General features: G+C 70.6%; 21 protein-coding genes. 12 read left to right on the top strand and 9 right to left on the bottom strand.

The window, feature by feature from the left end:
- Positions 1-76 precede the first annotated feature (76 nt).
- Complete coding sequence (locus tag ACFWX1_RS04035) at positions 77-1606, bottom strand: aldehyde dehydrogenase family protein (protein ID WP_378383580.1); 1530 nt, start codon at positions 1604-1606, stop codon at positions 77-79.
- A 30-nt stretch (positions 1607-1636) separates the two neighbouring features.
- Positions 1637-2800, bottom strand: coding sequence for an NAD(P)/FAD-dependent oxidoreductase (locus tag ACFWX1_RS04030; RefSeq protein ID WP_378383578.1), 1164 nt, complete (start codon positions 2798-2800; stop codon positions 1637-1639).
- A 98-nt stretch (positions 2801-2898) separates the two neighbouring features.
- Between ACFWX1_RS04030 and ACFWX1_RS04025 the strand changes: the two genes are divergently transcribed.
- Entirely contained in the window at positions 2899-3801 is a 903-nt protein-coding gene (locus ACFWX1_RS04025) for a LysR family transcriptional regulator (RefSeq protein ID WP_378383576.1), read from the top strand.
- Between the two features lie 44 nt (positions 3802-3845).
- Here the strand turns inward: ACFWX1_RS04025 and ACFWX1_RS04020 are convergent, their stop codons facing one another.
- On the bottom strand, positions 3846-4439 hold the full coding sequence (locus ACFWX1_RS04020; RefSeq protein ID WP_378383574.1) for an HAD family acid phosphatase: 594 nt from the start codon (positions 4437-4439) through the stop codon (positions 3846-3848).
- A gap of 157 nt (positions 4440-4596) precedes the next feature.
- Positions 4597-5778, bottom strand: a complete 1182-nt coding sequence (locus tag ACFWX1_RS04015; protein WP_378383572.1) for a cytochrome P450 — start codon at positions 5776-5778, stop codon at positions 4597-4599.
- A gap of 103 nt (positions 5779-5881) precedes the next feature.
- On the opposite strand from ACFWX1_RS04015, the gene ACFWX1_RS04010 reads away from it, so the two are divergent.
- The 3 genes from ACFWX1_RS04010 to ACFWX1_RS04000 all read left to right on the top strand — a co-directional run bounded on the left by ACFWX1_RS04010 (position 5882) and on the right by ACFWX1_RS04000 (position 10954).
- A complete protein-coding gene (locus tag ACFWX1_RS04010) occupies positions 5882-6994 on the top strand; it encodes a TetR/AcrR family transcriptional regulator (RefSeq protein WP_378383570.1) in 1113 nt (370 codons plus the stop codon).
- 108 nt (positions 6995-7102) lie between these two features.
- Positions 7103-9220 carry a transglycosylase domain-containing protein gene (locus ACFWX1_RS04005; protein ID WP_378383814.1) on the top strand — a complete coding sequence of 706 codons (2118 nt, stop codon included), beginning with the start codon at positions 7103-7105 and terminating at the stop codon, positions 9218-9220.
- Positions 9221-9343: 123 nt separating this feature from the next.
- Positions 9344-10954 (top strand): PQQ-binding-like beta-propeller repeat protein, encoded by a 1611-nt coding sequence (locus tag ACFWX1_RS04000; RefSeq protein WP_378383568.1) that lies wholly within the window; start codon positions 9344-9346, stop codon positions 10952-10954.
- 131 nt (positions 10955-11085) lie between these two features.
- Here ACFWX1_RS04000 and ACFWX1_RS03995 read toward each other — a convergent pair whose 3' ends face one another.
- From ACFWX1_RS03995 to ACFWX1_RS03980, 4 genes are all read right to left on the bottom strand, one after another.
- A complete protein-coding gene (locus ACFWX1_RS03995) occupies positions 11086-12369 on the bottom strand; it encodes an acetyl-CoA hydrolase/transferase family protein (protein WP_378383566.1) in 1284 nt (427 codons plus the stop codon).
- Positions 12366-13175 (bottom strand): HpcH/HpaI aldolase/citrate lyase family protein, encoded by an 810-nt coding sequence (locus ACFWX1_RS03990; RefSeq protein ID WP_378383564.1) that lies wholly within the window; start codon positions 13173-13175, stop codon positions 12366-12368. Before ACFWX1_RS03990 ends, ACFWX1_RS03995 begins: the two co-directional genes overlap by 4 nt.
- Positions 13172-13702, bottom strand: coding sequence for a MaoC family dehydratase (locus tag ACFWX1_RS03985; RefSeq protein WP_378383562.1), 531 nt, complete (start codon positions 13700-13702; stop codon positions 13172-13174). Before ACFWX1_RS03985 ends, ACFWX1_RS03990 begins: the two co-directional genes overlap by 4 nt.
- Before the next feature lie 79 nt (positions 13703-13781).
- The gene (locus tag ACFWX1_RS03980; RefSeq protein ID WP_378383560.1) at positions 13782-14678 is read right to left on the bottom strand and encodes a LysR family transcriptional regulator; all 897 of its coding nucleotides are present in this window, start codon (positions 14676-14678) and stop codon (positions 13782-13784) included.
- Positions 14679-14785: 107 nt separating this feature from the next.
- On the opposite strand from ACFWX1_RS03980, the gene ACFWX1_RS03975 reads away from it, so the two are divergent.
- Positions 14786-15928: a CaiB/BaiF CoA transferase family protein gene (locus ACFWX1_RS03975; RefSeq protein ID WP_378383558.1), complete on the top strand. Its 1143-nt coding sequence runs from the start codon at positions 14786-14788 to the stop codon at positions 15926-15928.
- Between the two features lie 7 nt (positions 15929-15935).
- Here the strand turns inward: ACFWX1_RS03975 and ACFWX1_RS03970 are convergent, their stop codons facing one another.
- Positions 15936-16904, bottom strand: a complete 969-nt coding sequence (locus ACFWX1_RS03970; RefSeq protein ID WP_378383812.1) for an alpha/beta hydrolase family esterase — start codon at positions 16902-16904, stop codon at positions 15936-15938.
- A 230-nt stretch (positions 16905-17134) separates the two neighbouring features.
- On the opposite strand from ACFWX1_RS03970, the gene ACFWX1_RS03965 reads away from it, so the two are divergent.
- From ACFWX1_RS03965 to ACFWX1_RS03935, 7 genes are all read left to right on the top strand, one after another.
- The gene (locus tag ACFWX1_RS03965; protein WP_378383556.1) at positions 17135-18721 is read left to right on the top strand and encodes a hypothetical protein; all 1587 of its coding nucleotides are present in this window, start codon (positions 17135-17137) and stop codon (positions 18719-18721) included.
- The gene (gene vanY-N / locus ACFWX1_RS03960) at positions 18718-19269 is read left to right on the top strand and encodes a D,D-peptidase/D,D-carboxypeptidase VanY-N (RefSeq protein WP_378383554.1); all 552 of its coding nucleotides are present in this window, start codon (positions 18718-18720) and stop codon (positions 19267-19269) included. The genes ACFWX1_RS03965 and vanY-N overlap by 4 nt, the downstream gene beginning before the upstream one ends.
- Positions 19270-19323: 54 nt before the next feature.
- Positions 19324-20013: a response regulator gene (locus tag ACFWX1_RS03955; RefSeq protein ID WP_378383552.1), complete on the top strand. Its 690-nt coding sequence runs from the start codon at positions 19324-19326 to the stop codon at positions 20011-20013.
- On the top strand, positions 20010-21446 hold the full coding sequence (locus ACFWX1_RS03950) for a sensor histidine kinase (RefSeq protein ID WP_378383550.1): 1437 nt from the start codon (positions 20010-20012) through the stop codon (positions 21444-21446). The genes ACFWX1_RS03955 and ACFWX1_RS03950 overlap by 4 nt, the downstream gene beginning before the upstream one ends.
- 412 nt (positions 21447-21858) lie before the next feature.
- The gene (locus tag ACFWX1_RS03945) at positions 21859-22659 is read left to right on the top strand and encodes a RimK family alpha-L-glutamate ligase (protein ID WP_378383548.1); all 801 of its coding nucleotides are present in this window, start codon (positions 21859-21861) and stop codon (positions 22657-22659) included.
- A complete protein-coding gene (locus ACFWX1_RS03940) occupies positions 22660-24852 on the top strand; it encodes a phosphotransferase (RefSeq protein ID WP_378383546.1) in 2193 nt (730 codons plus the stop codon).
- Positions 24849-26720 carry an ABC transporter ATP-binding protein gene (locus ACFWX1_RS03935; RefSeq protein ID WP_378383544.1) on the top strand — a complete coding sequence of 624 codons (1872 nt, stop codon included), beginning with the start codon at positions 24849-24851 and terminating at the stop codon, positions 26718-26720. Before ACFWX1_RS03940 ends, ACFWX1_RS03935 begins: the two co-directional genes overlap by 4 nt.
- The last annotated feature ends 12 nt before the right edge of the window (positions 26721-26732 follow it).

The following is a 26732-nucleotide window of genomic DNA, read 5'->3' as shown; positions in this document are numbered from 1 at the left end:
GGCGGTCCCCCCCCCCCCCCCCCCCGCGCTCGCCCCCGCCCCCCCCGCCCACAACCCCCCCACCCCCCCCACGTCGCTACAGGAAGCTGACGTTCTGCGCCAGGGTCAGGCCCCCCGAGTAGTTCACCGTGTTGGTCGCCCGGCGCATGTACGCCCGCCAGGCGTCGGAGCCGGATTCGCGGCCACCGCCGGTTTCCTTCTCCCCGCCGAACGCCCCGCCGATCTCCGCGCCCGAGGTCCCGATGTTGACGTTCGCGATGCCGCAGTCGGAACCGTCCGAGGCGAGGAAACGCTCGGCCTCCTGCTGGTCCCGGGTGAAGATCGACGACGACAACCCCTGTGGGACGTCGTTGTGGAGCGCGATCGCCTCTTCGAACGTGTCGTAGGTCAGGACATACAGGATCGGCGCGAAGGTCTCCTCGCGGACGACGCTGGTCTGGCCGGGCACCCGCACGATCGCCGGTTCGACGTAGGCGGCGTCCGGCGCGACGTCCGCGAGCCGCCGCTTGCCTCCGGCGAGAACCTCGCCGTTTTCGGCCTGCGCCCGCGAAAGCGCGTCACGCATTTTCTCGTGCGCCTGGACGGAGATCAGCGGGCCGACGAGCGTGGTGTCGTCGAACGGGTTGCCGATGGGCAGCTTTTCGTACGCCGTGGCCAGCCGGGACACCAGCTCTTCGGCGACGTCGTGATGGACGATCAGCCGGCGCAGCGTGGTACACCGCTGTCCGGCGGTGCCCGCGGCGGCGAAGACGACACCGTGGGTCACGAGGTCGAGATCGGCCGATGGCGCGACGATCGTGGCGTTGTTCCCGCCGAGTTCCAGCAGCGACCGCCCGAACCGGGCCGCGACCCGCGGCCCGACCTCCCGGCCCATCCGCGTCGAACCGGTGGCGCTGACCAAGGCGACACGGGAATCGTCGACGAGACGCTCGCCGAGAGCGCGGTCGCCGAGCAGCAGCCGGTGCACGTCCCGCGGCGCACCGGTGTCCTCGGCGGCCCGCTCCAGCAGCCGGGACGACGCCAGCGAGATCAACGGGGTCAGCTCGGACGGCTTCCACACCACGGTGTCCCCGCACACCAGGGCGATCGCGGTGTTCCACGACCACACCGCCGCCGGGAAGTTGAACGCCGAGATCACGCCGACGACGCCCAGCGGATGCCACGTCTCGGTGAGCCGGTGTCCTGGCCGCTCCGACGCGATCGTGCGGCCGTAGAGCTGACGGGACAGGCCGAGCGCGAAGTCGCAGATGTCGATCATCTCCTGGACCTCGCCGAGCGCTTCGGACCGGATCTTGCCCGCCTCGATCGTGATCAGGTCGGCCAATTCTCTCTTGTGCTCGCGCAGCAGGTCACCCAGCCGCCGGACCAGCTCGCCGCGCGCCGGCGCGGGAGTGGTCCGCCAGGTCCGGAACGCCTCGGCCGCCGCGGCGACGGCGTCGTCGGTCTCCTCGGCGGTAGTCGCCTTCAGCCCGAACAGGTCCTCGCCGGTGATCGGCGTCCGCGCGGCGAAGCCGTCCCCTTCGACGAGAGTGACACCGACCCGCTCCAGTGCGGCGCGTGCCCGGTCCCGCAGTTCGGCGGTGCTCGGCAAAGTGGTGGCAGGCATGGGTTTCCCTTCCGGAGCGACGCTCCTCGTTCAGACGATATGGGCTTCGGGCCGGGTCCGCGCGCCCCCGGCGAAGCGGGACGCGCTCAGCGGGCCGACGTCCAGGAACGGCTCCCTGCCGAGGCACAGGTCGCGCAGCACCTCGCCGACAGCGGGTGCCTGGAGGAAGCCGTGCCCGGAAAACCCGGTGGCGTAAAGGAAGTTCGACGGGCTCGCGGCCCGGCCGATGAGCGCGTTGTGATCGGGGGTGACCTCGTACAGCCCTGCCCAGCCCGGCCGCAGCCCGACGTCGGCCAGCGCGGGCGCGCGGCGCGCCATGGCCGCGCCGAACCGCGGCAGCCAGTCGTCGGAGTAGCCGAGCCGGAACCCGGGCTCCTCTTCCGGATCGGACATCCCGAGCAGCAGACCGCGCCCCTCGCGGTGGAAGTAGAACGAGGACGCGAAGTCGATGGTAAACGGGACCGCTTCGGGCAGCTCCGGCATCGGCTCGCTGAACAGCACCTGCCGCCGTACCGGGGTCACCGGCAGTGCGACGCCCGCCAGTTCGCCGATCGCGGCCGACCACGCGCCCGCCGCGCAGATCACCGTGCCCGCCCGGATCCGCCCGCAGTCGGTGACCACCGTTCTCGCCTCGTCGCCCTCGGTTTCGATGTCGAGCACCGACGTCCCGGTCAGCAGTGTCGCGCCGAGCCGCCGCGCCGCCGTCGCGTACCCGAGTACCACCGACTCCGGCGTGCAGTGCCCGTCGTCCGGGGAGAACGCGGCGCCGAGCAGGCCGCCGGTGTCGATCAGCGGCGAGAGCCGCCGCGCCTCCTCGACGTCGATCATCCGGCTGGTGACGCCGAGTTCGTTCTGCAGCGCGACATCCCGTTCGAAGGCCGCGACATCGTCCGAAGTGGACAGAAGGAACAGATAGCCGACGCGGTGCAGGTCGATCTCCTGCCCCGGCCGCTGCCCGAACCTCGTGAAGGCCTCCAGGCTGCGGGCGCCGAGCTGGATGTTGAGCTCGTCGGAGAACTGCGCGCGCACCCCGCCGGCGGCCTTGCACGTCGAGCCCGAGCCCAGCTCGGCGCGTTCGAGGAGGACGACGTCGCCGGCTCCGGCTTCGGCGAGGTGGAAAGCGATGCTGGTGCCGATCACGCCCCCGCCGATGATCACGACGGAGGCGCTCGGCGGAACGGCTGGAACCGGCAACGGCGTCCCCCTTCCGATCGCGCTGTGGCCGATCGTGCCCGCCATCGACCGTTGACGTCTACTCACAGTTTCTGCGCTCGATCTATTAGCTTCGCTATATGGAGTGGACGAGTGTGCAGATGCGCTCGCTGGTGGAGCTGGCCCGCCGGGGCACCGTCACCGCGGTCGCGCAGGCACTCGGCTACACACCCGGTGGCGTGTCCCAGCAGCTCAGCGCGCTGGAGCGGGCGGCGGGCGTGCCGTTGCTGCGCCGGGTCGGCCGCCGGGTCGAGCTGACCGACGCCGGGGCCGCGTTCGCCGGGCACGCCGAACGCCTGCTCGCGGTCGAGGCCGAGGCCGTCGCGGCACTCGAACAGACCAGGGGCGTGATCGCCGGGGAACTGGAGATCGGCCTGTTCGCCACGGCGGCCGCGGAGATCCTGCCGGTCGCGCTGGCCGGGGTCGCCCGGCGCCATCCCGCGCTGACCGTGCGAAGCCGGGACATGGACGTGGACGAGGTCTACGACGCGGTCGCCTCCGGCGGCGTCGACCTCGCGCTCGGGCTCGACTACCCGGACACGCCGATCCCGCGTGATCCGGTGCTGCGCCTGGATCGCCTTTACCGCGAACGGTTTTCCCTCGCGGTCCCGCAAGGCACGCTCGCCGGGCGGGAGCGGATCGGTCTCGCCGACACCGGGTCACTGAGCTGGATCCTGCCCGGCGCGCACAGCCACTACGGCCGCGCGATCCGCACGGTCTGCCGCCGCGCCGGGGTGGAACCCGCGGTGCACCACGAGGTCACCGACACCGCCGCCTCCCTCGCACTGGTCGTGGCCGGGGTCGGGGTCTGCCCGGTCACCGAGCTGATGCTGCGGCTGCGGCCCTCCCGGATCGACGTCGTGCCGCTGACCGAGACGTTCGAGCGGCACATCGTGGTGATCGTGCGGGCCTCCGCGCAAAGCCGTCCCACGGTGGCCTCGCTGGTCGGAGTACTGCGCGAGCTGGCCGGCGGATCACCCTGACCGAGTGCGCACCCACCAAGCAAGCCGGCCCGCAGCGGCAGCGCTCAGGACAGCCGGCCGTCGTAGTCGGGCAGCTTGAACCCGCGCTCGTAGTTCTTGTACTCCAGGTCTCCCGGCCGGTTGCCGACATTCGCGATCAGCGTGTAGCCCTCGGAGACGAACTCCTTGCGGCACCGGATCTTCACGTCCACGGCGTGGCTTTCGTCCTGCTTCAGGCAGATTTCCGTGATGGCCGGGTACCCGGCCTTCTTCAGCTCGGAAAGGGCACCCGATTTGCCGCTTTCCTTGCGGGCGGTGGCGATCAGCACCGACACGCCCTTGTCCGCGGCGGCCTTGGCGAAGGCGAGCACCGGCTTGTTCGGCGCGCCCCGGTGGTATTCGGTCTCCAGCGACGTGTTGTCGATGTCCAGCACGATCGCGAGTTTCTTCCCGCCCTGGGCGACGCGGTCGTTCAGGTACGGGATCGCCGGGTCCATCACCTTCCGCACGTCCGCCTGCCACTGTTCGTAGCTCGGCAGCCCGCTTTCCCACGCCGCCGCCTCGTGCTCCCCCGCCACGGCCGTCGGTGCCGCGGCCAGCACACCGGACAACGCCATTCCCGCACCCACGACCCCGGACACGACCCTCTGGGAATTCATTTCCACACCTTTCACGAGCACCGGCGGCGAAATCGCCGCGAATACCGGCCGGCCCGGCAAGCGGTCTCTTTCCCCCGGACAAGATCCACGGTGCGCACCCTACGACTCCCCCGCCGCCCCTCGGAACCCTACGAACGACGGGAGGAGCCGATCCTCTTCAGAGCGTCACCGGCAGTGCCCCCAGCCGCCAGGTCCCCGGGTCCGGCGTACGGTGCGGCTCTCCCTCCGGTGCCAGCTTCGGAAAGCGCCGGAACAGCCCGGTGAGCGCCACCTCGGCCTGCACCCTGGCCAGCGCCGCGGCGAGACAGAAGTGCGGCCCGTACGCGAAGCCGAGGTGCGCAGCCGCGCCCGCCCTGGTGATGTCCAGCCGGTCGGGATCGGCGAACACCCGCGGATCCCGGTTCGCGGACACGATGGCCGCGGTCACCGCCGTGCCACGGGGAATCACCGTCCCGCCGAACTCGACGTCCTCGGCGGGAAACCGCGGCGTGGTCAGCAGTTGCGGGCCGCACCAGCGCATCAGTTCGTCGACCGCACCCGGCGCTAGGCCGTCGTCGGCCCGCAGCGCGGCGAGCTGCTCCGGGTGCTCGAAGAGCGCCACGACGCCGTTGGCGATGAGGTTCGCCGGGGTCTGTCCCGCGAGGACAAGGTGCCAGACCAGGGTGACCAGCTCGACGTCACTCAACCGGTCCCCATCCTCGGCCTGGACCCCGATCAGCTCCGACACCAGGTCGTCGGCCGGTTCCCTCCGCCGCTCCGCCACGACGGCCTTGGCGCCTGCCATGATCGCGGGGATCGCCTCGACGAATCCCTTGCCGAAGCCCGAGGCGACCATCGAACCGTATTCTCTCCACTGTGGACGGTCGGCGGCCGGGACGCCGACCAGCTCGCAGATCACGTCCATCGGCAACGGCTTCGCGAAGTCCCGCAGCAGATCCACCGGTCCGCTCACCGGCAGGGTGTCGAGCAGGGCCTCGACGATCCGCTCCATCTTCGGCCGGAAGGCGAGGGCACGGCGAGCCGTGAACGCCGGCGCCACCAGCCCGCGCAGCCGGGTGTGCTCCGGTCCGTCCTTCTCCTGCATCGTCCGCAGGTAGGCCTTGCAGTCCTCCGGGATGCCGGGCGGGGTCAGGTAGCTGCCGGAGTTCAGCTCGAACCGCGCGTCGCCGAGCATCGCCCTGGCCTCCTCGTGGCGGGTGACCGCCCACATCTCGCCCATGCCGGGGACCAGCAGCCGCGCCAGCGGCGCGCGTTCCCTGGCCTCCCGGTACGCGGCGAACGGGTCGAGCAGCACTTGCGCGTCGGACACGTCGATCTCGGGCAGCGCGGCGCCGGTCATGGCTCCTCCAGTTCGGATGTTCTCATCAGATGTTCCTAGCATCTCGATGGTCAAGGTATCTTGCTTCGGGACGGACGGCAAACGGCCCCGATCGAGGAGGACGATGAACCGGCTCAGCAGGGCGGAGCTGCAGGAGCGCAACCGCGCCAAGGTGCTCGCCGCGGCGCGCGACGAGTTCGCCGAACGCGGCTTCCGCGAGGCCAAGGTCGACCGCATCGCCGAACGAGCCGGGTTCACCCGCGGCGTCGTCTACTCCAACTTCCCCGGCAAGCGCGCGCTGTACTTCGCCGTCCTGGCCGAGGACGCCGAGCGGTCACCCGAACAGCCGCACGCCGAACGCGGCCGGACAGCCCACGACGCGCTCGGCGCGTTCGCACGGGCCTGGGTCGCCCGGCTGCCGCTCGCCGAGGCCCCGACGGCCCGCCTCGATGTCGACGTGCTCCCCGAGGTGCTCGCCGACGAGCAGACCCGGCGGCCGTTCACCCAGCTGATGAAGCTCGACGCGCTGCTGCTCAGCCTCGCGCTCGAACGCGTCCGCCCGCCGGAAGTGCCGCCCGGCGCCCCGCCCGCGCGTCTGGTGCGGGTCGCCGAGATGGTGCTGACGACGTTGCAGGGCGCGAGCCAGCTGTCCGCCGCCGCACCCGGATTTCTCGAACCCTTCGACGTGGTCAGCGCCTGCGAGCAGCTGGCGAACCTCGAACTGAGCGACTGGTGGGCTCCCCCGCCCGTCGTCCCCCCGGCGCAGCCGGCGAACGGCCCGTGGAGCCCGCCGTCCACTGTGGACGCCGTGCGCGGCGAGAGCGTCTCGCTCACCGACGACGGTGTGGTGGCGATTCTCGGGCTGCACCGGCTTTCCGCCGTCGAAGCGGCCGTGCGCGCCGCCCCGCCGGGGGCCGAGGTCACCGCGGTGCTGGTCTCCGGCGAGCCCGCCGAGCTGATGCCACTGGCCCGGCTCGCCCTCGCCGAACTGGTCGGCTGCCTGCGTCAGGCCTTCCTGCCCGCGCACTGGCCGCGGTTGCGCGTCGTGTACGACCCCACCGGCGCCATCGCCGCGGCGGCCGGAGTGCCCGCGGTCAGCGACGCGACCGAAGCCGCCGTCCGTGTCGAAGACGGCAGGATCGTCGCGCGGGCTGAAGGCCTCGGCGCCTGCCACGCCGCCGCGAGCACCGGGAAAACGCACGGAAAGGCCGCGCCGCGTACGCCGCGAATTTCGTGAAACGACGTCGTCCGCCTATTTGTCCATTTCGGCTTCCCGTTGCCCGGGTGCTGTATTCCTCACAGGCAACGGCATTCTTACCCGGCCGTATTTATCGTGGATTCCGTGATGCGTCGCCGGAGTACCGTGACTCTAGCCGGTTTGTGCGCTTTGGCCGGAGTGCTCGTCGCCGGCCTGCTGGCGCCCGTCGCGCTCGGCGCCGGGCTGCTGTCCAATCAGGTCAGTGACTCGGTCAGCGCGATTTCCGCGGATCTCGCCACCGGCAGCCCGCCGCTGACGACCACGGTGACCGACCGGGAGGGCACCCCGATCGCCACGCTCTACGACCAGTACCGGCTTCCGGTGACCGCGGCGGGGATCGCGGACACCATGAAGGCCGCGATCGTGGCCGTCGAGGATCGCCGGTTCTACACCGAGGGCGGCGTCGATCCGCAGGGCATGCTGCGAGCGGCCCTGCACGACAGCGCGGGCGGGAACCTCCAGGGCGCGTCGACGATCACCCAGCAGTACGTCAAGAACTACCTGATCAACGTCGTCGACCGCAACGACAAGGCGGCGCAGCTGGCCGATCAGGAGGATTCGATCGCCCGGAAACTGCGCGAGGCGAAAATCGCGGTCGAGCTGAGCCAGAAGATGTCGAAGGACGACATTCTCGCGGGCTACCTCAACGTCGTCGAATTCAGCGGCACCGTTTACGGCGTCGGCGCCGCCGCGAAAGCGTATTTCGGGACCACTCCGGACAAACTGACCGTTTCCCAGGCCGCGCTGCTGGCCGGGATGGTGAACAACCCGGGCATGTTCAACCCGTACACCCACCCCGCGGAGGCGACCCAGCGCCGCGATCTGGTCATCGACGACATGGTGTCCGGCGGCCTGCTGCCCGCGAACTACGGCGCCTCGGCGAAGAACGAGCCGCTCGGAGTGCTGCCGAACGGGCCGGTGACCCCGCCCGGCAGCTGCATGGGTGCCGCGCCGGACGCCGGATTCTTCTGCGCCTACGCCGAAAGCTATCTGGAGCAGGCCGGGTTCACCGCGGATCAGCTGGCCACCGGCGGCTATGTCATCAAGACCACGATGGACCCGAAGGTCAGCCGGGCGACGAAGGACGCGGTCGACGCGAACGTGCCCACCACACAGGACGGTGTCGCGAACACCTTCGCCGTCGTTCAACCGGGACAGAACGGGCACCAGGTGCTCGCGATGGTGGCGAACCGCGACTACGGCAACGATCCGGACAAGGGGCAGCGCTCGACGAACATCGTCGCCGACGCCGCCAACAAATTCGGCGCGGGTTCGTCGTTCAAGATCTTCACCGCGGCCGCGGCGATGGTCGCGGGCAAGGCCGGGCTGAACACCCCGCTGCCGAACCCGGCCAACGGCTGCTTCACCCCACCGGACGCGAACCGGTACACCGCCTGCTACCCGGTGAGCAACGACGGCACGAACTACCCGAACCCGATCTCCCTGGCCGACGGGCTCGCGACTTCCCCGAACGTGGCGTTCGTGGGCCTGGAGTCGCAGGTCGGCATGCCCGCGGTGCTCGACATGGCCCGCAAGCTCGGGCTGCGGACCACGTTGACCACCAACGACGCCGGGAACCCGCCGGTCACCGACCCGGCGAACCCCCTGTCGAAGAATCCGCAGTACAACCAGCCGCAGTCGCGGTATTTCCAGAACCTGCTCTCGTTCACCCTCGGCAACAGCCCGGTGAGCCCGCTGGAAATGGCCAACGTCTCCGCGACGATCATGAGCGGCGGCGTGTGGTGCCCGCCGGACCCGATCCTCTCGGTGACCGACCGGGCGGGCAAACCCGTGCCGGTCCGGCGCCAGCCGTGCGAACAGGTCATCCCCGCCGGCGTCGCGCACACGCTCATGGCGGGCCTGAGCCAGGACACCAAGCACGGCACCTCGGCGCTCGCCGCGCACGAGGCGGGCTGGACGCGGCCCGACATCGGCAAGACCGGGACCACCGAGCAGAGCGAGTCGGTCGCGTTCGTCGGCGGGGTGAACGACTACGCGGTCTCGTCCATGGTCTTCGCCGACGGTTCGCGTCCCCAGGAGATCTGCCCCGGCAACCCGGTCCACCTCGGCGACTGCGGTGCCGGTGCGTTCGGCGGCACGGTCGCGGCACCGCCGTACTTCCACGCGATGAACCAGTTGCTCGCCGGGCAGCCGGACAAACCCCTGCCCGAGCCCGACCCCGCCTACCTCGGCACCCACAGCTGACCGGCCGCGCGCATCCACCGATCGACGGACCCCGGATCCACTCCTGGACCGATCGACGTCCCCTCGCGCGCCTGGCACGGTGAAGAGGTCCTGGAATCGTCCAGCACCATCGGGGGGCTTGTCGTGATCTCCTTTTCCCGTGCCCGAAAACGCGTCCCGCTCGCCGTGGCCGCCGCTGTGGTCCTGTTCTCCGGCCTCACGAGCGGAGTGGCCGTCGCGAACCAGGAAACCGCGACGGGCGGCCGGTCCGGCGACTGGTCCACCTGGCAGAAGGACCCGCGCGGAACGCGGCACAACTCTGCCGAACGGGCCATCACCCCACGGACCGCCGGCAACCTGAAACTCAAGTGGGCGTTCGCCTATCCGCCGTCGCCCGGCCTGCCGACGCGCAGTGAGCCCGCGGTCGTCGGCGACACGATCTACTTCGGCGGCCCCGACGGCAAGTTCTACGCCCGTGATGCCCGCACCGGCGCCGAGAAGTGGACCTTCGACCTGAAGACCGTCGACCCTGGCGTCCCCCGTGCGGTCACCTGGGACGGCCCGGCGGTGTCGGGTGGAAAGGTCTACTTCGGCGACCTGCGCGGGTACTTCTACGCGCTCGACCAGCGCACCGGAGCCCTGCGCTGGGCGAAACGGATCGACGCGCACGTCGCGGCGACAGTCACGAGTTCGCCGATCGTCTCGGGCGGCCGCGTCTACGTCGGCGTGTCCAGCGCCGAGAACACGCTGCCGAGGGATTATCCGTGCTGCACCTTCCGCGGGCACCTCGACTCGCTCGACGCCGACACCGGCGAACTGGCCTGGCGCTACTACACCGTCCCCGAGCCGAAACAGAACGGGACCTGGCCGAACGGCGCCGCGAAGTTCGAACCGTCCGGCGCCGGGGTGTGGAGTTCGCCGGTCATCGATCCGGCCAGCGGCACGCTCTACGTCGGCACCGGCCAGAACTACACCGGGCACGGCGGTGACTTCGACACCCTGCTCGCCCTCGACGCCCGGTCCGGCGCGGTGCGATGGAAGAACCAGGTGACGAAGGCCGATACCTGGCGCAAGGCGTGCAACGATCCGGACCCCGAGGGCTACTGCCCCGGGCTGAAGGACGGTTCGGCACTCGACTACGACATCGGCGCCACCCCGAACATCTTCCGCGCGGACGGGCGCACGCTCGTCGGCGTCGGCCAGAAACTCGGCGTGTACCACGCGTTCGACGCACGCACCGGTGAGGTCGTCTGGCGCCGCCAGCTCGGCGTCCCGCTGCCCAGCGGCGGGATCTCCGGAATCCAGTGGGGCTCGAGCTTCGACGGCGAAAAACTTTACATCGCAACGTACTTCGCCGGCCCCGGCACCCTGTTCGCCGTCGACCCGGCCACCGGCAAGGTGCTGTGGAAGACCCCGAACCCCGCCGACGGCTGCACCACCGGCGGAGCCGCGCGATACCCGAAGATCTGTACCCTGGCCCACGGCCCGGCGGTGACCAGCAGCCCCGGCGTCGTCTACGAGGGCAGCAACGACGGCAAGCTGCGCGCGTACTCCGCCGCCGACGGCAAGATTCTGTGGACCTACGACACCATTCGCGATTTCACCGGCGTCAACGGTCTCGCCGGGCACGGAAGCTCGATCTCCGGCACCGGCGGCGGCGCCGTCGTTTCCCACGGAATGGTATACGTGCAATCCGGTTACGACCCGCAGTACCCCGGCACCGGCGGCAACGTCCTCCTCGCCTTCGGGTTGTAGGTACAGCAACGGCGAACTCGCGTACCCAGACGGTCGGTTGACGTACCTGGAGGGTCGGTTGATGAGCCGACTCCCTGGGTACGCCGTCCGACTGTCCAGGTACGCGAGCCGACGTTCTGAGTACGCGACGGCTACGGGAGCAGGCCGGTTTTGCGGGCTTCGGCGGTGAGGCGGTCCCGGTGCTCGGGGTGGGCGATGGCGATGAGCGACTCCGCGCGGCGCGCCAGGCTCTTGCCGCGTAGTTCCGCGACGCCGTATTCGGTGACGACGTGGTCGATGGTGTTCTTCAACGTCGTGACCGCGCTGCCCGGCGTCAGCTGCGCGTTGATGCGGCTCTTCCCGTCATGGGTGGCCGAGTGCAGTACCAGGAAAGCCTGCCCGCCCGGCGAGTACATCGCCCCGCGCGCGAAGTCGGCTTGCCCGCCGGAGGACGACCAGTACCGGCCCGCGATGGTTTCGCTCGCCGCCTGCCCCATCAGGTCGACCTCGCTGGTCGCGTTGATGGACACGAAGTGCGGCTCGCGGGCCACCACACGCGGGTCGTTCACCCAGTCGACCGGTTCCATCGTGACCGCGGTGTTGTTGTGCAGCCAGTCGAACAGCCGCTTCGTCCCCACCGCGAACGTCGCGACGTGCTTGTTGCGCTCCTGGTGTTTCCGCGTCCCGTCCAGCGCGCCCGAGGACACGAGATCCAGCACGCCGTCCGAGATCGCCTCGGTGTGCAGGCCGAGGTGCCGGTGCCCGCGCAACGACGACAGCAGCGCGTTCGGGATCCGGCCGACGCCGACCTGCAGGCAGGCGCCGTCCGGGATCCGGTCCGCGATGAATCCCGCGATCCGGTGGTCGCGCTCGTCGGGCCGGGCGGGCGGGGACTCGTGCAGCGGGCGGTCGGCGCGGCACCAGCCCGCGACCTGGCTGATGTGCACCTGGTTGTGCCCGAACGTCCTCGGCATGTGCTCGTTCACTTCGAGGAAGAACGGGACCTCGCCGATGAACGCCGCCGTGTAGTCGGCGTTGGTACCGAGGCTGAAGTAGCCGTGTTCGTCGGGCGGGCTGGCGGCGGCGAGCACGATGCTCAGCTTCGTCGACTTCCGCAGCAGCAGCGGCATTTCGCTGAAGTGGTTCGGCACGAGGTCACAGGTGCCCGCCCAGAACGCCTCCCGCGAGCCGGCACCGAGGAAGTAGTCGACATGCTCCAGCCTGCCCGGGAACGCGCCCTCGATGTAGCGGCGCTTCAGGTACGGGTCCATCCGGTGGATGTGCACGCCGGTAAGGGAATCCGCGTGCGCTTCGAGCGTGTCGAGCAGGGTGATCGGCTCGCCCAGCTGGATCGGCACGATCACGTCCGCGCCGGGCGGGATGTGCGCGAGCACGTCCTCCGGAGCGTTCGGGTGGTCCAGTGTGGCCTCGGTCATTGTCCGTTCTCTCCCAGCAGCCTGCGCGCCAGTTCCAGCCGCGGCTTGTCGATCATCTGCCCGTCCACCCGCACCGCCGCCCCACCGGACGCACCGGCGGCCTCGACGACCCGGCGCGCCCAGCGCAGCTCTGTCTCATCAGGACTGAACGCCGTGTTCACCGGTTCGACCTGCCTCGGGTGCAGGCAAAGTTTTCCACCGAAACCGAGGTCACGTCCCCGTCGCGCGGCGGCGCGGGTGAGGTCCGGATCGTCCAAAGTGGTCGTCACCCCGTCGACCGGTGCAGCGAGCCCGGCGGCCCGCGACGCGACCACCAGCCGGGAGCGAGCGTAGAGCAGCTCGCGCTCTTCCTCGTCCGACACCGTGATTCCCGCGTCCAGTCCGAAGTCGACGTTCCCGAACACGAGCCGCGTCACGCCGGGAACCTCGGCGAGCCGGTCGGCGTCCCGGATCCCCCTCGCGCTTTCCACCAACGCGTACAGCTCGACGCCTTCGTCCAAACGCGACACCGTGGCCCGCAGCGCGTCGACGTCCTCGGCCTTGGGCAGTACCACCGCGCGCAACCCGGACACCTCGCCCAACGCGGCCAGATCGTCCTCGTACCACGGGGTGCCGGCCGCGTTGATCCGCACCGCGGCGTGGTTCTGGCCCGCCCACGCGGCCACTTCGGCCCGTGCGCCGTCCTTGTCCTCCGGCGCGACGGCGTCCTCCAGATCGCACAACACCAGATCCGTCCCGCTCGCCGCCGCCTTGGGGAAGCGATCGGACCGGTTTCCCGGCACGAACAACAGCGAACGCGCGGTCATTTCGGCTCCTCGATCCCCGCCGCGCGGCGGGACCGCTCGTCCCACACCGGTTCGACGTCGGCGAAGCCGGGCCCGTGGCCGCGCCGGTACACCAGCAGCGTCCGTTCGAAGGTGATCACGATGACACCGTCCTGGTTGTACCCGATCGTGCGAACCCGAACGACGCCGACGTCGGGTCGGGACTTCGACTCGCGGGTGCTGAGCACCTCGGACTGCGAGTAGATCGTGTCGCCCTCGAACACCGGGTTCGGCAGCCGGACGCGGTCCCAGCCCAGGTTCGCCATCACGTGCTGGGAGACGTCGGTGACGCTCTGGCCGGTGACCAGTGCGAGGGTGAACGTCGAGTCGACCAGCGGCTTGCCCCACTGCGTCTGTCCCGCGTAGTGCCGGTCGAAGTGCAGGGGCGCGGTGTTCTGCGTCAGCAGCGTCAGCCAGGAGTTGTCCGTCTCGGTCACCGTGCGGCCGAGCGGGTGGCGATACACGTCGCCCACCACGAAATCCTCGAAATACCTGCCCTGCCAACCCATCTCGTCCTCCTTGCCGTTCTCTCACCCCCCACTCTGCCCTTCGACGGCCCCTACGTGAAATGACCAGTTTGCGCCTGGTTCATACCCGGGAGGCATGATCGACCGGCCAGGACCGGACGAACTCGTGGAAGCGGGCGATCGCGGGCGCCTGATGCCGCCCGCCCAGCGCGGCGACGCCGACCGTGCGCTGTGCCTGGAGATCGGACAGCCGCAGCCGGACCGGCGCGTCCGGGCTCGGTTCCCCGCGCGGCGTCGGCATGATCGCCACCCCCAGCCCGGCCGCGACCAGGCCCTGGATCGTGGCGAGCTCGGTACTCTCGAACGTGATCCGCGGGGTGAACCCGGCCCGGCGGCACAGCTGGTCGGTGATCTGCCGCAGGCCGAATTCCGGCTGCAGGGCGATGAAGTCCTCCTCGGCGAACTCGGCCAGCGAAACCTTCTTGCGCCGCGCGAGCCGATGTCCGGCGGGCACCGCGACGCAGAGCCGCTCGACACCGATCGGCGTCCAGTCCACATCGGACCCCGTGGGCTCCGGGCTGGTGACGATGAGATCGACGTGGCCGCGCCGCAGGTCCGCGAGGATCGAATCCGCCGCGTCGCCCCGCAGCAGGAAATGCGCCCTCGGGACGCTCTCGCGGTAGGTGCTGATCAGCTCCGGGATCAGCCAGGTGCCGAAGGAGTGCAGGAACGCGAGCGAGACCGTGCCCTGCTCCGGGTCGATGAGCGTGGCGATGCGGTGTTCGGCGGCGGACAGCTCGCCGAGCGCCTTGAGCGCGTGAGCGCGGAAGACCTGCCCGTACTGGTTGAGCCGCAGCCGGTGCCCGGTCCGGTCGAACAGCGGCGTGCCGAGACGGCGCTCCAGCCGCGCGACCGCACGGGACAACGTCGGCTGCGCGATGTTCAGCGCGGCCGCGGCGTCGGTCACGTGCTCGGTCTCGGCCAGGGTGGTGAACCAGGTCAGCTCGCGGACGTCCATCCCCGGATTATGCCGGTTACGCATGAGCCCGCCCGAGAACGGTAATTTCCGGTATCGCCGCCGGACGCTCATGCTGGAGCGGAACGCACGAGCAAGGAGGACCTCACATGCCGGGACCGTTGGCCGGGGTAGTGGTCGTTTCGCTGGAACAGGCGGTGGCGGCGCCGTTCGCGACCCGTCAGCTCGCCGACCTCGGCGCGCGGGTGATCAAGGTCGAACGGCCGGACACCGGGGATTTCGCCCGAGGCTACGACCGCACCGTGCACGGGCTGTCCAGTCATTTCGTCTGGCTGAACCGCGGCAAGGAGAGTGTCGTACTGGACGTCAAGAGCGAGGACGGCCTGCGGGTGCTGAGGCAGCTCATCGACCGGGCGGACGTGTTCGTGCAGAACCTCGCCCCCGGTGCCGCCGATCGCCTCGGGATCGGCTCGAAGGCGCTGGCGGAGAGCCACCCCGCGCTGATCACCTGCGACATCTCCGGCTACGGCAGCACCGGTGCGTATCGTGATCGCAAGGCCTACGACCTGCTGATCCAGTGCGAGGCGGGGCTGGTGTCGATCACCGGCACGCCCGATTCGCCCGCGAAGACCGGAGTGTCCACAGCGGACATCGCGGCGGGGATGTACGCCTACACCGGCATCCTCACCGCGCTCTACGAACGTCGCGACACCGGACGCGGGACGAACCTCGAGGTCTCGATGCTCGAAGCGCTCGGCGAGTGGATGGGCTATCCGTACTACTACACGACCTACGGCGGCGAATCGCCCGCGCGGACCGGGGTGAACCACGCGACGATCGCCCCGTACGGCGCGTTCACCGCGGGCGACGGCACCACGGTCCAGCTGGGCATCCAGAACGAGCGCGAATGGCGGGCGTTCTGCGAGTCGGTGCTGCGGCTCCCGGAAACGGCGGGCGATCCGCGGTTCACGTCCAACGCGGACCGGGTCGCGCATCGTCCCGAGCTGGCCGACGTCATCGGCAAGGTGTTCGCCGGGCTGACCGGCGATCAGCTGATCGAACGGCTCGACACCGCGCGGATCGCGTTCGCCCGGCAGCGGTCCATGGCCGAGTTCGCCACCCACCCGCAGCTCGCGGAACGCGACCGCTGGCGGCGGGTCGCGACACCGGCGGGCGAGGTCGACGCGCTCGTCCCGCCGGTGACCGTGCCCGGCCGCGAGCCGGCGATGGGGCCGGTGCCCGCGCTCGGCGAGCACACCGGCGACGTCCTGCGGTGGCTGGCCGAGGGCTGAACCGGTGTCAGCGGGGACCGGGCCGCAGCGGGTGCTCGGCGAAGAACCGCTCGATCACCGGTGTCGCGTCCATCGCGGTGGGTTTGTCGGAATCGAGATTCGGTTTCGTGCTCGGCCAGACGTGCCCCAGCCCTTCGAGCCGGTAGTGCTCGACCTTCGCGCCCCGTGCACAGCCCGGCCACGTGCTGACGCTGACGCCCTTGCCCAGATCGCGCACCACCGGGGTGGCCGCGCAGCCGTCGCGCCGGGCCCACGCGGCCATCCAGTCCGGAATGGACGGTAGCTTCCGCTCGGCGTTCCCGGCGTACGGGATGGTCTGGTCGGCGGTGCCGTGGAAGTCGAGAATCGGTGCCGGGCGCGTCGGGGAGCACCCGGCACCGACGTCGTAGAACGCCCCCGAGACCGGGGCGAAGGAGGCGATCCGGCCGCTCATGCGGCAGGCGAGGACGCCGGTGAACCCGCCGCCGTTCGACTTGCCCGCGGCGTGGATCCGCGCGGGGTCGACACACAGCTGCTGCTGCAGCTGGTTCAGCAGATCGCTGACGAACAGGACGTCGTCGGCGCGGTTCGAATACGGCGCGCCGGTCCACGCCGTCTCGCCGTCGGTGCCGGCGAGCCCCTGGGGGTACACCGCGATGCTGTCGCCGGAATCGAAGCCGGACAACGACTCCTGGTAGGCCGAGGTCCGTTTGTGGCCGTGGAAGGACAGGATCAGCGACGTCGGCCGGTGCGGCTGATAGCCCTGCGGGACGTGTAGCAGATAGGTCCGTTCGATCCCGCCGGAGACGACCTTGCCGGGCACGGTGGCCCCGGGCGTGACGGCGGGCGGCCGGAGGCAGCCCGCCGAAGGCAGGGCGAAATCGAGCACCCGATCCGGCGGTGAGGCCGTCGCGGCACTCGAACACGCCGCCAGCAGCCCGGCCGCCATCGCGGCGGCCACCGCCAGCCGTCCCACCACGCGTCGGCGTCCCGGCACCATCGCCATCACGGCCTCCCATCGGACCACGCGCCACCACAGCGCGCGACCTGCACACCTTCGGCAGCCACGTGACCGCTGTCACGGTTGTGTTCATTGAGTTCACCACGCCACCGCCCGGCGCGCAGCCCGGCCTTGAGCGATCGCTCAATGTCGCCTACCCTCCTGTTGAGCAGTCGCTCAAACAACGTCTTGGGGGACGTCATGACCGAAGAAGAGGCGGGCCGTTGATGCCCGACTGGACCTATCACCCGCTCCGTGGGTTCGCCGCCGCCGTCTTCGGCGAACGCCGCTCCCAGCGCGCCGCCCTGCGCGCGCTGGCCACCGTCGGATCCCTGCCCGGCGGCGGCCGCCTCATCGCCCGCGTACTCGGCCACCAAGCCCCCGCGCCGCGGCTGGCCGGTTCCGCCGCCGGGGTAGCCGTGCCGGTCCGGCTGGGCGCGCTGGTCCCGCCCGCCGTCGCACGGGACGCGATCCGCGCGCTCGCCCCGCTCGGCGCCGGGTTCGTCGTCGTGTCACCGGTGCGTCCCCAGGACGTCGGCACGGTTCGCGAAGCCGCCACCGGACGGCGGATCCCCTTGCTGGTGCACGTCCCAGGACCGGACGCGGCCGCAGTGGCCGAAGCACTCGACGTCGACGCGGCAGTGTCCGACCTGCACGGGTTCGCAGTGCCGGACTCCCCGTCGATCACCGAGGCGGCCGACGCGCTCGCCGATCCGGCCACTCCCGTGCTCGCCACTCCCCCGCTACTGGTGGCCGCGGGCCCCGGTTGGTTCGCCCGCGTCGTCGAGGCCGCCGACATCCCGGCGCCCTCGACGCCCGATCCACGCCGCCCGTCCGCGTGGTGGTGGGGACTGCTGGTCGGGCTCGGCATGATCGGCGCGGGACTCGGCGCGGCGGCGATCACGCTCGGCCCGGTCCTGCTCCCCTACGATCGCGCGTTCCTCGGCACCGGCGTCGACGGCCTGCACGCCGTCAACCACCATCTCGTGCACTTCCTCCAGCACGACCGGATCACCATGGCCGGGACGATGCTGGCCATCGGCGTGCTGTACACCGGGCTCGCGGCGGGCGGGATGCGACGGGGCGCGCCCGCGGCGCGAGAGGTCTACCTCGTCTCCGGCTGGGTGGGCTTCCCGACGGTGTTCTACCTGCTGGGCTTCGGTTTCCTCGAACCACTGCACATCGCGGTCACGCTGGTACTGCTCCCCCTGTTCCTCGCCGCGACACGCCGCTCGCACCGGCCACAGTGGACAGTCCGGCCCGAGGGGCCCGAACGGGAGCGCCGCCGCGCGCTGACCGGCCAGTTGCTGCTGGTGCTCACCGGGGTGGGTCTCGCACTCGGCGGAGTGGTGATCTCGGTCGTCGGCCTCACCGGCGTCTTCGTGCCCAGCGATCTGGACTTCCTGCACACGACCCCGGACGCGCTCACCGCGGCCCGTCCCCGGCTGCTGTCGTTCATCGCGCACGACCGAGCGGGTTTCGGCGGGACGCTGATGTCCGCGGGGACGGGGATCGCCTCGCTCAGCGCGTGGTGCTGGCGCCGCGGCGAATCGTGGGTGTGGTGGTCGACCACGTCGGCCGCGGCCTGCGGTTTCCTGCCCGCCGTCGCGGTGCACGGCTCGATCTCCTACACCGACTTCCTCCATCTCGCCCCGCTGTACGCGGGGATGGTCGTCACGGCCGTCGCGCTGGTGCTCGCCCGGCCGTACCTGTGCGCCCGGCCGGGAGCGTGCGAAACCGTCACATTTCGTCGCGATGCCGTCATCCGGCGGCGGACGACGTCGCACAGTCCCCGCCGAGAGTGGACGTCATGACCGAGACCGGTGCCCTGCCCGACCGCGCCCGTGACCGGGTGTTCCAGGCGATCACCCGATTCCTGGCCGTGCTCCTGCTGCCCGTGGCGTTTCTCCGCACACCTCGCCACGCCCGCCACCTCGCCTGCCAATGGGCGCTGGCGGTGCGTTTCCCGGCGGAGGACCTCACCGGGCTCACGCCGGCGACCTCGGAGGCGTTCACCACCGCGCGGACCGAGGCGTTCTGGCGGGACGGCACGCTCATCGGGCTGACCTCCGGCCATCGCGACGCCGCCGAGCAGCACCGGCTCTTCACCGAGGAGGTGCGCCGGACCGGCTCGGCCGCGGCGGCGCGGCGGAACGTGTTGCCGCCGCACGAGTCCCGGCACGTCGCCGGGACCGCGCTCGACGTGCGTCCCGTCGAAGGGGCGCGCTGGCTGGAACGCCACGGCGCCCGCTACGGCCTTTACCGCGTGTACGACAACGAGTGGTGGCATTTCGAACACCACGACCACGCGGTCGCCCGGATGCCCCATCCGGGCGCGACGATCACCAGCCGTTCGGCGTAGCCGGTGGTATACCGTTTCCCGTCACCCGCTCATGATCAGCGAGGAGGTCCCCTGGTGCCCCGGCTCCTGCTCGTCGAGGACGACGCCGTGCTCGCGGAGACGCTTTCCCGCGCGCTGCGTGGGCTCGGCCACGAGGTCGAGGTCGCCCCGACCGGCGAACAGGCTCTCGACACCCTCGCCGAGCGCCGCGCGTCCCTCGACCTCGTGCTGCTCGACGTGATGTTGCCCGGCATCGACGGCTTCGAGGTGTGCCGCCGGATCCGCGCCGGCGACACGATCCCGGTGGTCCTGCTGACCGCGCGCGGCGATCCGGTCGACATGGTGGTCGGCCTGGAAGGCGGCGCAGACGACTACGTGGTCAAGCCCGCCGAGCCGCGGGTGCTCGACGCGCGCATCAAGACCATCCTGCGCCGCGCGACCCCTGTCCCCGCGCCGACGTCGACTGTGCACGTCTTCGGCGATCTGGCGATCGACAGCGAAGCCATGCTGGTCACGAAGGGCGGCACCGAACTGCATCTGACGTCCACGGAGCTGCGGCTGCTGCTGGAGTTCGCCGAGCACGCGGGCCAGGTGCTCAGCCGGCAGACGCTGCTCAAACGGGTCTGGGACTACGGTTTCGCCGGCGACTCGCGGCTGGTGGACGCCGCGGTCGCGCGGCTGCGCTCGAAGATCGAGCCCGACACCGGCAATCCGACGCTGTTGCGTACCGTTCGCGGCCTCGGATACCGCCTGGTCAAGCCGTGAAGTGGCGGCCGGGGCTACGGGAGAGCATCGCGTTCACGGTCGTCCTGATGACGGTCGCCGCCACGGTCGCGATGGGTTTCGTCGCCTACGAGATCCAGGCCGGATCGGCGCGGCACCGGTTCGTGGAATCCGCGAGGGCGGGCATCCTCGCGGACGCCCAGCAGGCGTACGACCGGACCCGTGACTCCCGCGACCCCGCGTCGTCCAAAGTGGACGAAGTGGCGAAGTTCATGACGGGCCGGATCGGGCTCACCTGGGCCGTGGTCAACCTGCACGGGACCGCGGGCCCGGTCTCGCCCGCCGAGGGCGGCCAGTACGTCGCCGTCGCGAGCACGAACAGCCGCGCGTTCGGCCAGGATCTTCCGGTGGCCGTGATCGACAGCGTCCGGGGCACCCAGGCCGTGATCACCTACACCCCGGACACGCCGGACAGCCCGCAACTCGCGGTCGTCCGGGAGATCTCCACGGATCTCGTGCTGGCCGAGTTCTACGATTTGCGCCCGCTCGAAGACGAACTCTCCTTGCTGCGCAAGCGGCTCGCGCTGGTCGGCACCGGCGTCGCCGCGGTCGCGGCGTTGCTCGGCGTCCTCGCCGCCCGCGGCATCCAGCGTCCGGTGCGGGCCGCCGCCGACGCCGCCCAGCGGTTCGGCGCCGGCGAGCTCGGCACGCGGGTTCCGGTGCGGGGCAACGACGAACTCGCCGGCCTCGCGGGCGCGTTCAACGCCATGGCGCAGCGGCTCGGCGAGTCGATCGACCAGCTGCGGATGAAGGAACAGCAGCAGCGCCGGTTCGTTGCCGACGTCGCGCACGACCTGCGCACCCCGCTGGCCTCGATGATCGCGGCCACGGAAAGCCTGCACAGCACCGACGCCGGGGACCGCGAGCGTTCCGCCGAGCTGCTGGGCACCCAGGTCCGGCGGCTGAGCAGGCTCGTCGAGGATCTGCTGGAGATGTCCCGGTTCGACGCGGGCGCGGCGGACTTCCGGCCGGAGACCGTCGACCTCGAAGCGCTCGCCCACGACGCGATCGCGCTCAGCGCGCCGGACCTGGAGATCCCGGTGCGGGTTTCCGGCGACGCCGTGATCACCGGCGATCCCCGCCGCCTGCACACCATCGTGCGGAACCTGGTGACCAACGCGGTGCGGCACGGCGCACCACCCGTCGTCGTCACCGTCGACGGCACCGCACCCGGCCACGCGAGGGTGCTGGTGGCCGATTCCGGGCCGGGCCTGCCGCCCGACCTCGCGCCGTTCGTCTTCGACCGCTTCGTCAGGGGCGACCGTGCCCGAGGCGAGACCGAGGGCAGCGGGCTGGGACTGGCCATCGCCCACGAGAACGCCGTCCTGCACGGCGGTCGGCTCGAGGTCACCGGCCCGCCGGGCACCGTGTTCGTGCTCACCGTCCCGCGAGGAACGCCACCGGACGAGGTATGAGGTCGTCCGGTGTCGCGTGGCACCCCGACACCGTGTGACGGCAGGTTATGGTGGCCGGTTATGGCGCTGTTCGTCAGCGCCGGAGAGCAGTGCTACGGCGGAGTTTTCCTTAGCCCGGCCGCGTCGCCGAGTCGTTGTCAAGGGCGCCTTCGAGGTTTTCTGGGTGTTGTGGACGGTTACCTTGCGGTACGAATACCGGAGTGAACCGGTTGCCATATGTGGTCCATCCGCCGCGTCGGCGGGAGTTCCGGGCCGCCGATCGGACCACGAATAACCGACCACTGGCCTCTTGTTAATCTTCTGATAACCGCTGGAGACTGGTCGTTAACCTTAGGTTTACCAGAAACCGTGTGAGGGCGGCGGCGCGATGAAGGCTTGCTTCCTCGTTGAGGATCGCTATCGAAACGAACGAATGCCGCTCGCCGTGGCGAGGAAGCTGACCACCTGGGGGCACGAGGTCGATATCGTGGAACCGGGGAGAACGGTCTCGCGGGTCACGGAATTGTTGCGTGATGGCGGGCACGACGCGTGGGTCCTCAAGACCGTTTCGGGCGGCCCGGGACTGAGCCTGCTGGAAGCGGCCGCGGCGGCCGGTGTGATGACGATCAACGACGCTCGCGCGATCCGGCCGGTGCGGGACAAAGCGGTGGCCGCCGCGGTGGCCCGGAAACACGGTATTCCCTTTCCCGTGACGTATTTCGCGGCGGTTCCGGATTTGCTGCGCGATATTCCGGACGAGCTGTATCCGGTGGTCGTCAAACCGGCCACCGGCAGTTCTTGCCGTTCGGTTCATCTGGTACGCAGACCCGATGATCTGATCGACCTGCGGGACAGGCTGATCGGCGAGGGTTTTCTGCTTGCGCAGCCTTATGTGGTGAACCCGGGTGCCGATGTGAAGGTGTATTGCGTCGGCGACGAACTGTACGCCACGGAGCAGCCGTCGCCGTTGCACCCGCGGCAGGCCGTCGAGGGCCGGGCGATTCCGCTCGCGGCCGAGCTGGCGGCCCTGGTTTCCGGGGTCGGCGCGGTCTTCGGGCTGAGCCTTTACGGGGTGGACGTGCTCGAGGGGCCGGACGGCTGGGTGGTCGTGGACGTCAACGACTTTCCCAGCTACCACTGGGTTCCGGACGCCGTCACCAAGGTCGCGCGAGGCATCGTGCGGATGGTGGCCGGCGAGTTGCCCCGCCCGGGAGCGCTGGGGCGGGCGAGCTGAGTGAAGGTCTGCCTGCTGACCGACCGGCCGGGGCATCCCACCCTGTCCCGGTTCGCCGAACTGATGGATCCGGTCCACACCGTGGCGATGTTCGACCCGGACACGGAGGGCGCGTCGAGCGTGGGACCCGCGGATGTGTATCTGCTCAAGTCACATTCGCCCCGGTCGCTCGCGCTGGCGTCGACACTGCGCGGACGCGGTGAGCGCGTGGTCAACGACCCGGCCGCGGCCGCGCTCTGCCGGGACCGGGTCGCGATGGCGAGGCTGGCCCGCCGGCACGGGCTTCCGTTCGTGGACACGGCGAGCTTCGGCAGATTGTCGGGCCTGCTGGCTCATCTCGCTCATCTGTCCACGACGGTCGGTGTCCGGTTCCCGGTGGTGGTCAAGAGCCGCTACAGCCGCCGGGGCGATGTGGTGACCTCGGTCGGGGATCTGGCACGGCTGCGGGAGCTGACCGCGGGCTGGGCCCACGAGCCGGTGGTGCTGCAGCCGTTCGTCTCCCACGACGGCTGGGATCACAAGCTGTGGGTCATCGGCGGGCGGGCCTTCGCGACACGACGGGGAAGCCGGCTGGGCACCGCCCCCTCGCCGGGCGCGGGGCTCGTGCCGCACGGATGGCGAGGACTCGCCGTCGAAGTCGGCCGCGTGTTCGGCCTGCAGGTGTACGGCGTCGACGTACTCGCCACCAACCGAGGGCCGGTGATCGTCGACATCAACGCGTTCCCGGGCTTCCGTGACGTCCCGGCGGCGCCGGGGGCACTCGCGGCACTGGTCGAGGGGATGACCGCGGCGCCGGGGCCGGAGCGCACGGTGGCCGATGCGTTGCGCGCGGTCGTGCGCGAACTGGTCGCCGACAAGGATTCCCGCCGCCCCGATGACCGGCTCGGTGCGGTCTCGGCGCGTGAGCGCTATCTCCGCCGCAAGCCCGGAACCGGGTTGGTGGCGAGCTACCGTGTCCTGCGGGAGCCACGGGACCGGAGCCATGATCCGGGGATCGGCGGCCTGGTGACGGCACGCCTGACCGAAAAGGTGCTGACCGAGCCGTCCCGGCTGCCCGACCAGCTCGGTTCCCTCACCGCGGCAGACCTCGACGGCACCTGGCCCGGGGTGCTGCATTGCCGGCGGTTCGGCCTGACGGTGCAGCGTTTTCCCCTCGACGAGTACCTGCCCTCGCTCCCCACCGCGCTGTCGCCGCACGCAGGCGGCCAGCTCGCCAGGGAACTGCGGTCGGGCTTCCGGTTGCTCACCGGCAGGCCCGCACCGGGCATCGTCGCGGTGTACGCGACGCCGGTGCGCTACAAGCCGGGGGCACGTTGCGTGATCCGGTACCGGATCATCGAGGCCCCGGGCCCCGGGCCGCACCCGACGGTGTACGGCAAGATCTACCGGGAACCCGGCGACGCCGTGACAGCGCATCGGCTGCTCGAACAGCTCTGGCGGATAGGCCCCGGCGAACACGCCTTCGTGCCACGGCCGATCGCGCTCGTCGGCGGGCTGAACCTGGTACTGACAGCGGCCGCCGGTACCCCGGCCGTGGCCCGGATCGGCGAAACCGCCCTCACCGCTTCCGCAAGGGCACTGGCGTGGCTGCACACCCGTGGTGTCCACAGTGGACTTTCCGGGTCCACGTCCGGCGCGGCATACGCGAACCACGTCGCGGAGTGGACCACCGCGCTGACCACGGCCGCACCACTATCCACAATGGACCTGGGCGCGACCGTCCGCGGGCTGCCCTGCGCGTTGCGGGACACCGTGCCGGAGTCGCCCGGTCTGGTGCACGGCGCGTTCAAGCCCGCCCAGCTCGTCTTCCCCGCTCCCGATCGCCCGGTGATCACCGATTTCGACAAGGCCCGCATCGGGGACCCGGCACTCGACGTCGGCTACTTCCTCGCCTACCTGCGTCCGCCCGAGCTGTGGCGGGGCTGTCCCGAGGGGCATGACTGGTTCGCCGCGGCCGCCCGCCCGTTTCTCCGCGGCTACGCCGATGCCCGGCGCGCTCACGGCATGCCGCGCGCGGACGTCGAGAACCTGGTGCGACGCAGCAGCCTGTACGAAGCCGCGGCACTATTGAAGATCGTCTCGCGTCCCGTCCGGCGGCTGGGCACGCCGGGTGCCGCCGAGCTGGCCACCGCCGTCGCCGAAATCGGCCGGTGCGCACGGCGCTACGGCACGGGGAAGGACCGCTGGACGTGATCCGTTTCCTGTACCGGCACCTGGAAGGCAGGCGCCTGCTGGTCGCGGCGGCGATCGGGCTGACGTTCGTCACCGTGGCGAGCAACGTGTTCATGGCGTTCCCGCTCAAGTTCATCCTCGACAAGATCGTGCATCACCGGGATCCGGGACTCCCGGTCTTCGACCCGCTGATCGCCCGCCTCGACCGGCTGGGTGACCGGGCCGGGCTCGGCACCGCCGAAACCCACACCCAGCTCGGCGTGATCCTCTTCGCCGGCGGGCTGCTGCTCGCCCTCGGCCTGACCGACGCGGTGGTGTCGTACGCGCAGCTGTCCATCAGCACCTTCATCGGCCAGGACCTCGGTGCGCGGCTGCGCAACCGGGTGTTCGTACACCTCGAGCACGTCCCCCTGGCCTGGCACGGTCGCCAGCGGATCGGCGAGGTCGTCCAGCGGCTCAGCGGCAACGTCTCCGAAATCGAAAAGCTGGTCACCGACGGACTGGTGAACCTGCTGTCGGGGATCCTCACCCTGTTCGGGATCCTCGGCGTGCTGCTGCTGACCAACTGGCAGTTCACGCTGCTGTCGATGTGCGTCGTCCCACCGCTGTTCCTGATCGTCGCCTGCTACACCCGCTGGATCAAACGCGCCTCGCGGGAGACCGCGCGCGCCGCGGGCCAGGTCGCCGAGGTCGCGGCCGAGAACCTCAACGCCATCGCCGAGATCAAGGTGTTCACCGTGCAGGCCTGGGCGGCGGCCACCTTCGCCGGCCGGGTCGGCGACCAGCGGCGTTCGGGCCTGCGTGCCGGACGACGTCAGGCCGAGTTCGGCCCGATCGTCATCGTGCTCATCGCCGTGAGCACCGCGGTGATCATCATGCTCGGCGCGTGGATCGCCGCCGGGCACGCGGGGTTCGGCCTCGGCGTGCTCACCGTCCCGGCCGGCAGCGTCACCGTCGGGACCCTGACCGTGTTCCTGGCCTATTCCAAGCTGCTCTACCAGCCGATGCGGGACCTGTCCAAGCTCATGCTCCTGTCCTCCGCCGGAGCGGCGGCCACCCAGCGCATCCAGGATCTGCTGGACCAGCCTTGGGAGGAGCCGGAGCCCGCGGAGCACACCGAGCCGATCCGGGTACGCGGCGAGCTGGCCCTGCGCGATGTCGTGTTCGGCTACGAACCCGGCAGGCCGGTCCTGCACGGCATCGACCTGGAGGTACGGTCCGGGACCCGGATCGCCCTGGTGGGCTTGTCCGGCAGCGGGAAGACCACGCTGGTCAAGCTGCTGCCCCGGTTCCACGAGCCCTGGTCCGGGACGATCACGATCGACGGCGCCGACGTCCGCCATTACCCGCTCGACGTGCTGCGCGGCAACATCGGGATGGTGCTGCAGGATTCGGTGCTGTTCGAGGGCACGATCCGGGACAACATCCTCATCGGCCGCGCGGACGCCTCGCCGGACGAGATCGTCGCGGCGGCGCGGCAGGCCTCCGTGCACGAGACGATCATGGCGATCCCCGAAGGCTACGACGCGCAGGTCCGGGAGCAGGGCAGGAACTTCTCCAGCGGGCAACGGCAGCGTATCGCCATCGCGCGCGCCATCCTGCGCGACGCCCCGATCCTCATCCTCGACGAGCCCACCGCCAATCTGGACGTGGAAGCGGAGGTGGAGGTCATGCGCGCGATCGAGCGGCTCACCGCGGGCCGCACCGTCATCATGATCTCGCACCGGCTCAGCACGCTCGGCCATGTCGACGAGATCGTCGTCCTCGCCGCCGGCCGGATCGTCGAGCGCGGAACCTACGCGCAGCTCAAGCAGACGGGCGGTGCCTTCGCCCGCCTGCTCGCCGAACAGAACCGCTACGCCGCCGAACCGATCACGCTCGCACGGTGAGAAGCGGGCGCG

Origin of the sequence: Amycolatopsis sp. NPDC059021 (genome assembly GCF_042739895.1) — a bacterium.
GTDB lineage: Bacteria > Actinomycetota > Actinomycetes > Mycobacteriales > Pseudonocardiaceae > Amycolatopsis.
Note: the sequence above shows the minus strand (reverse complement) of the source record. Positions and strands in the feature narration are given on the sequence as shown.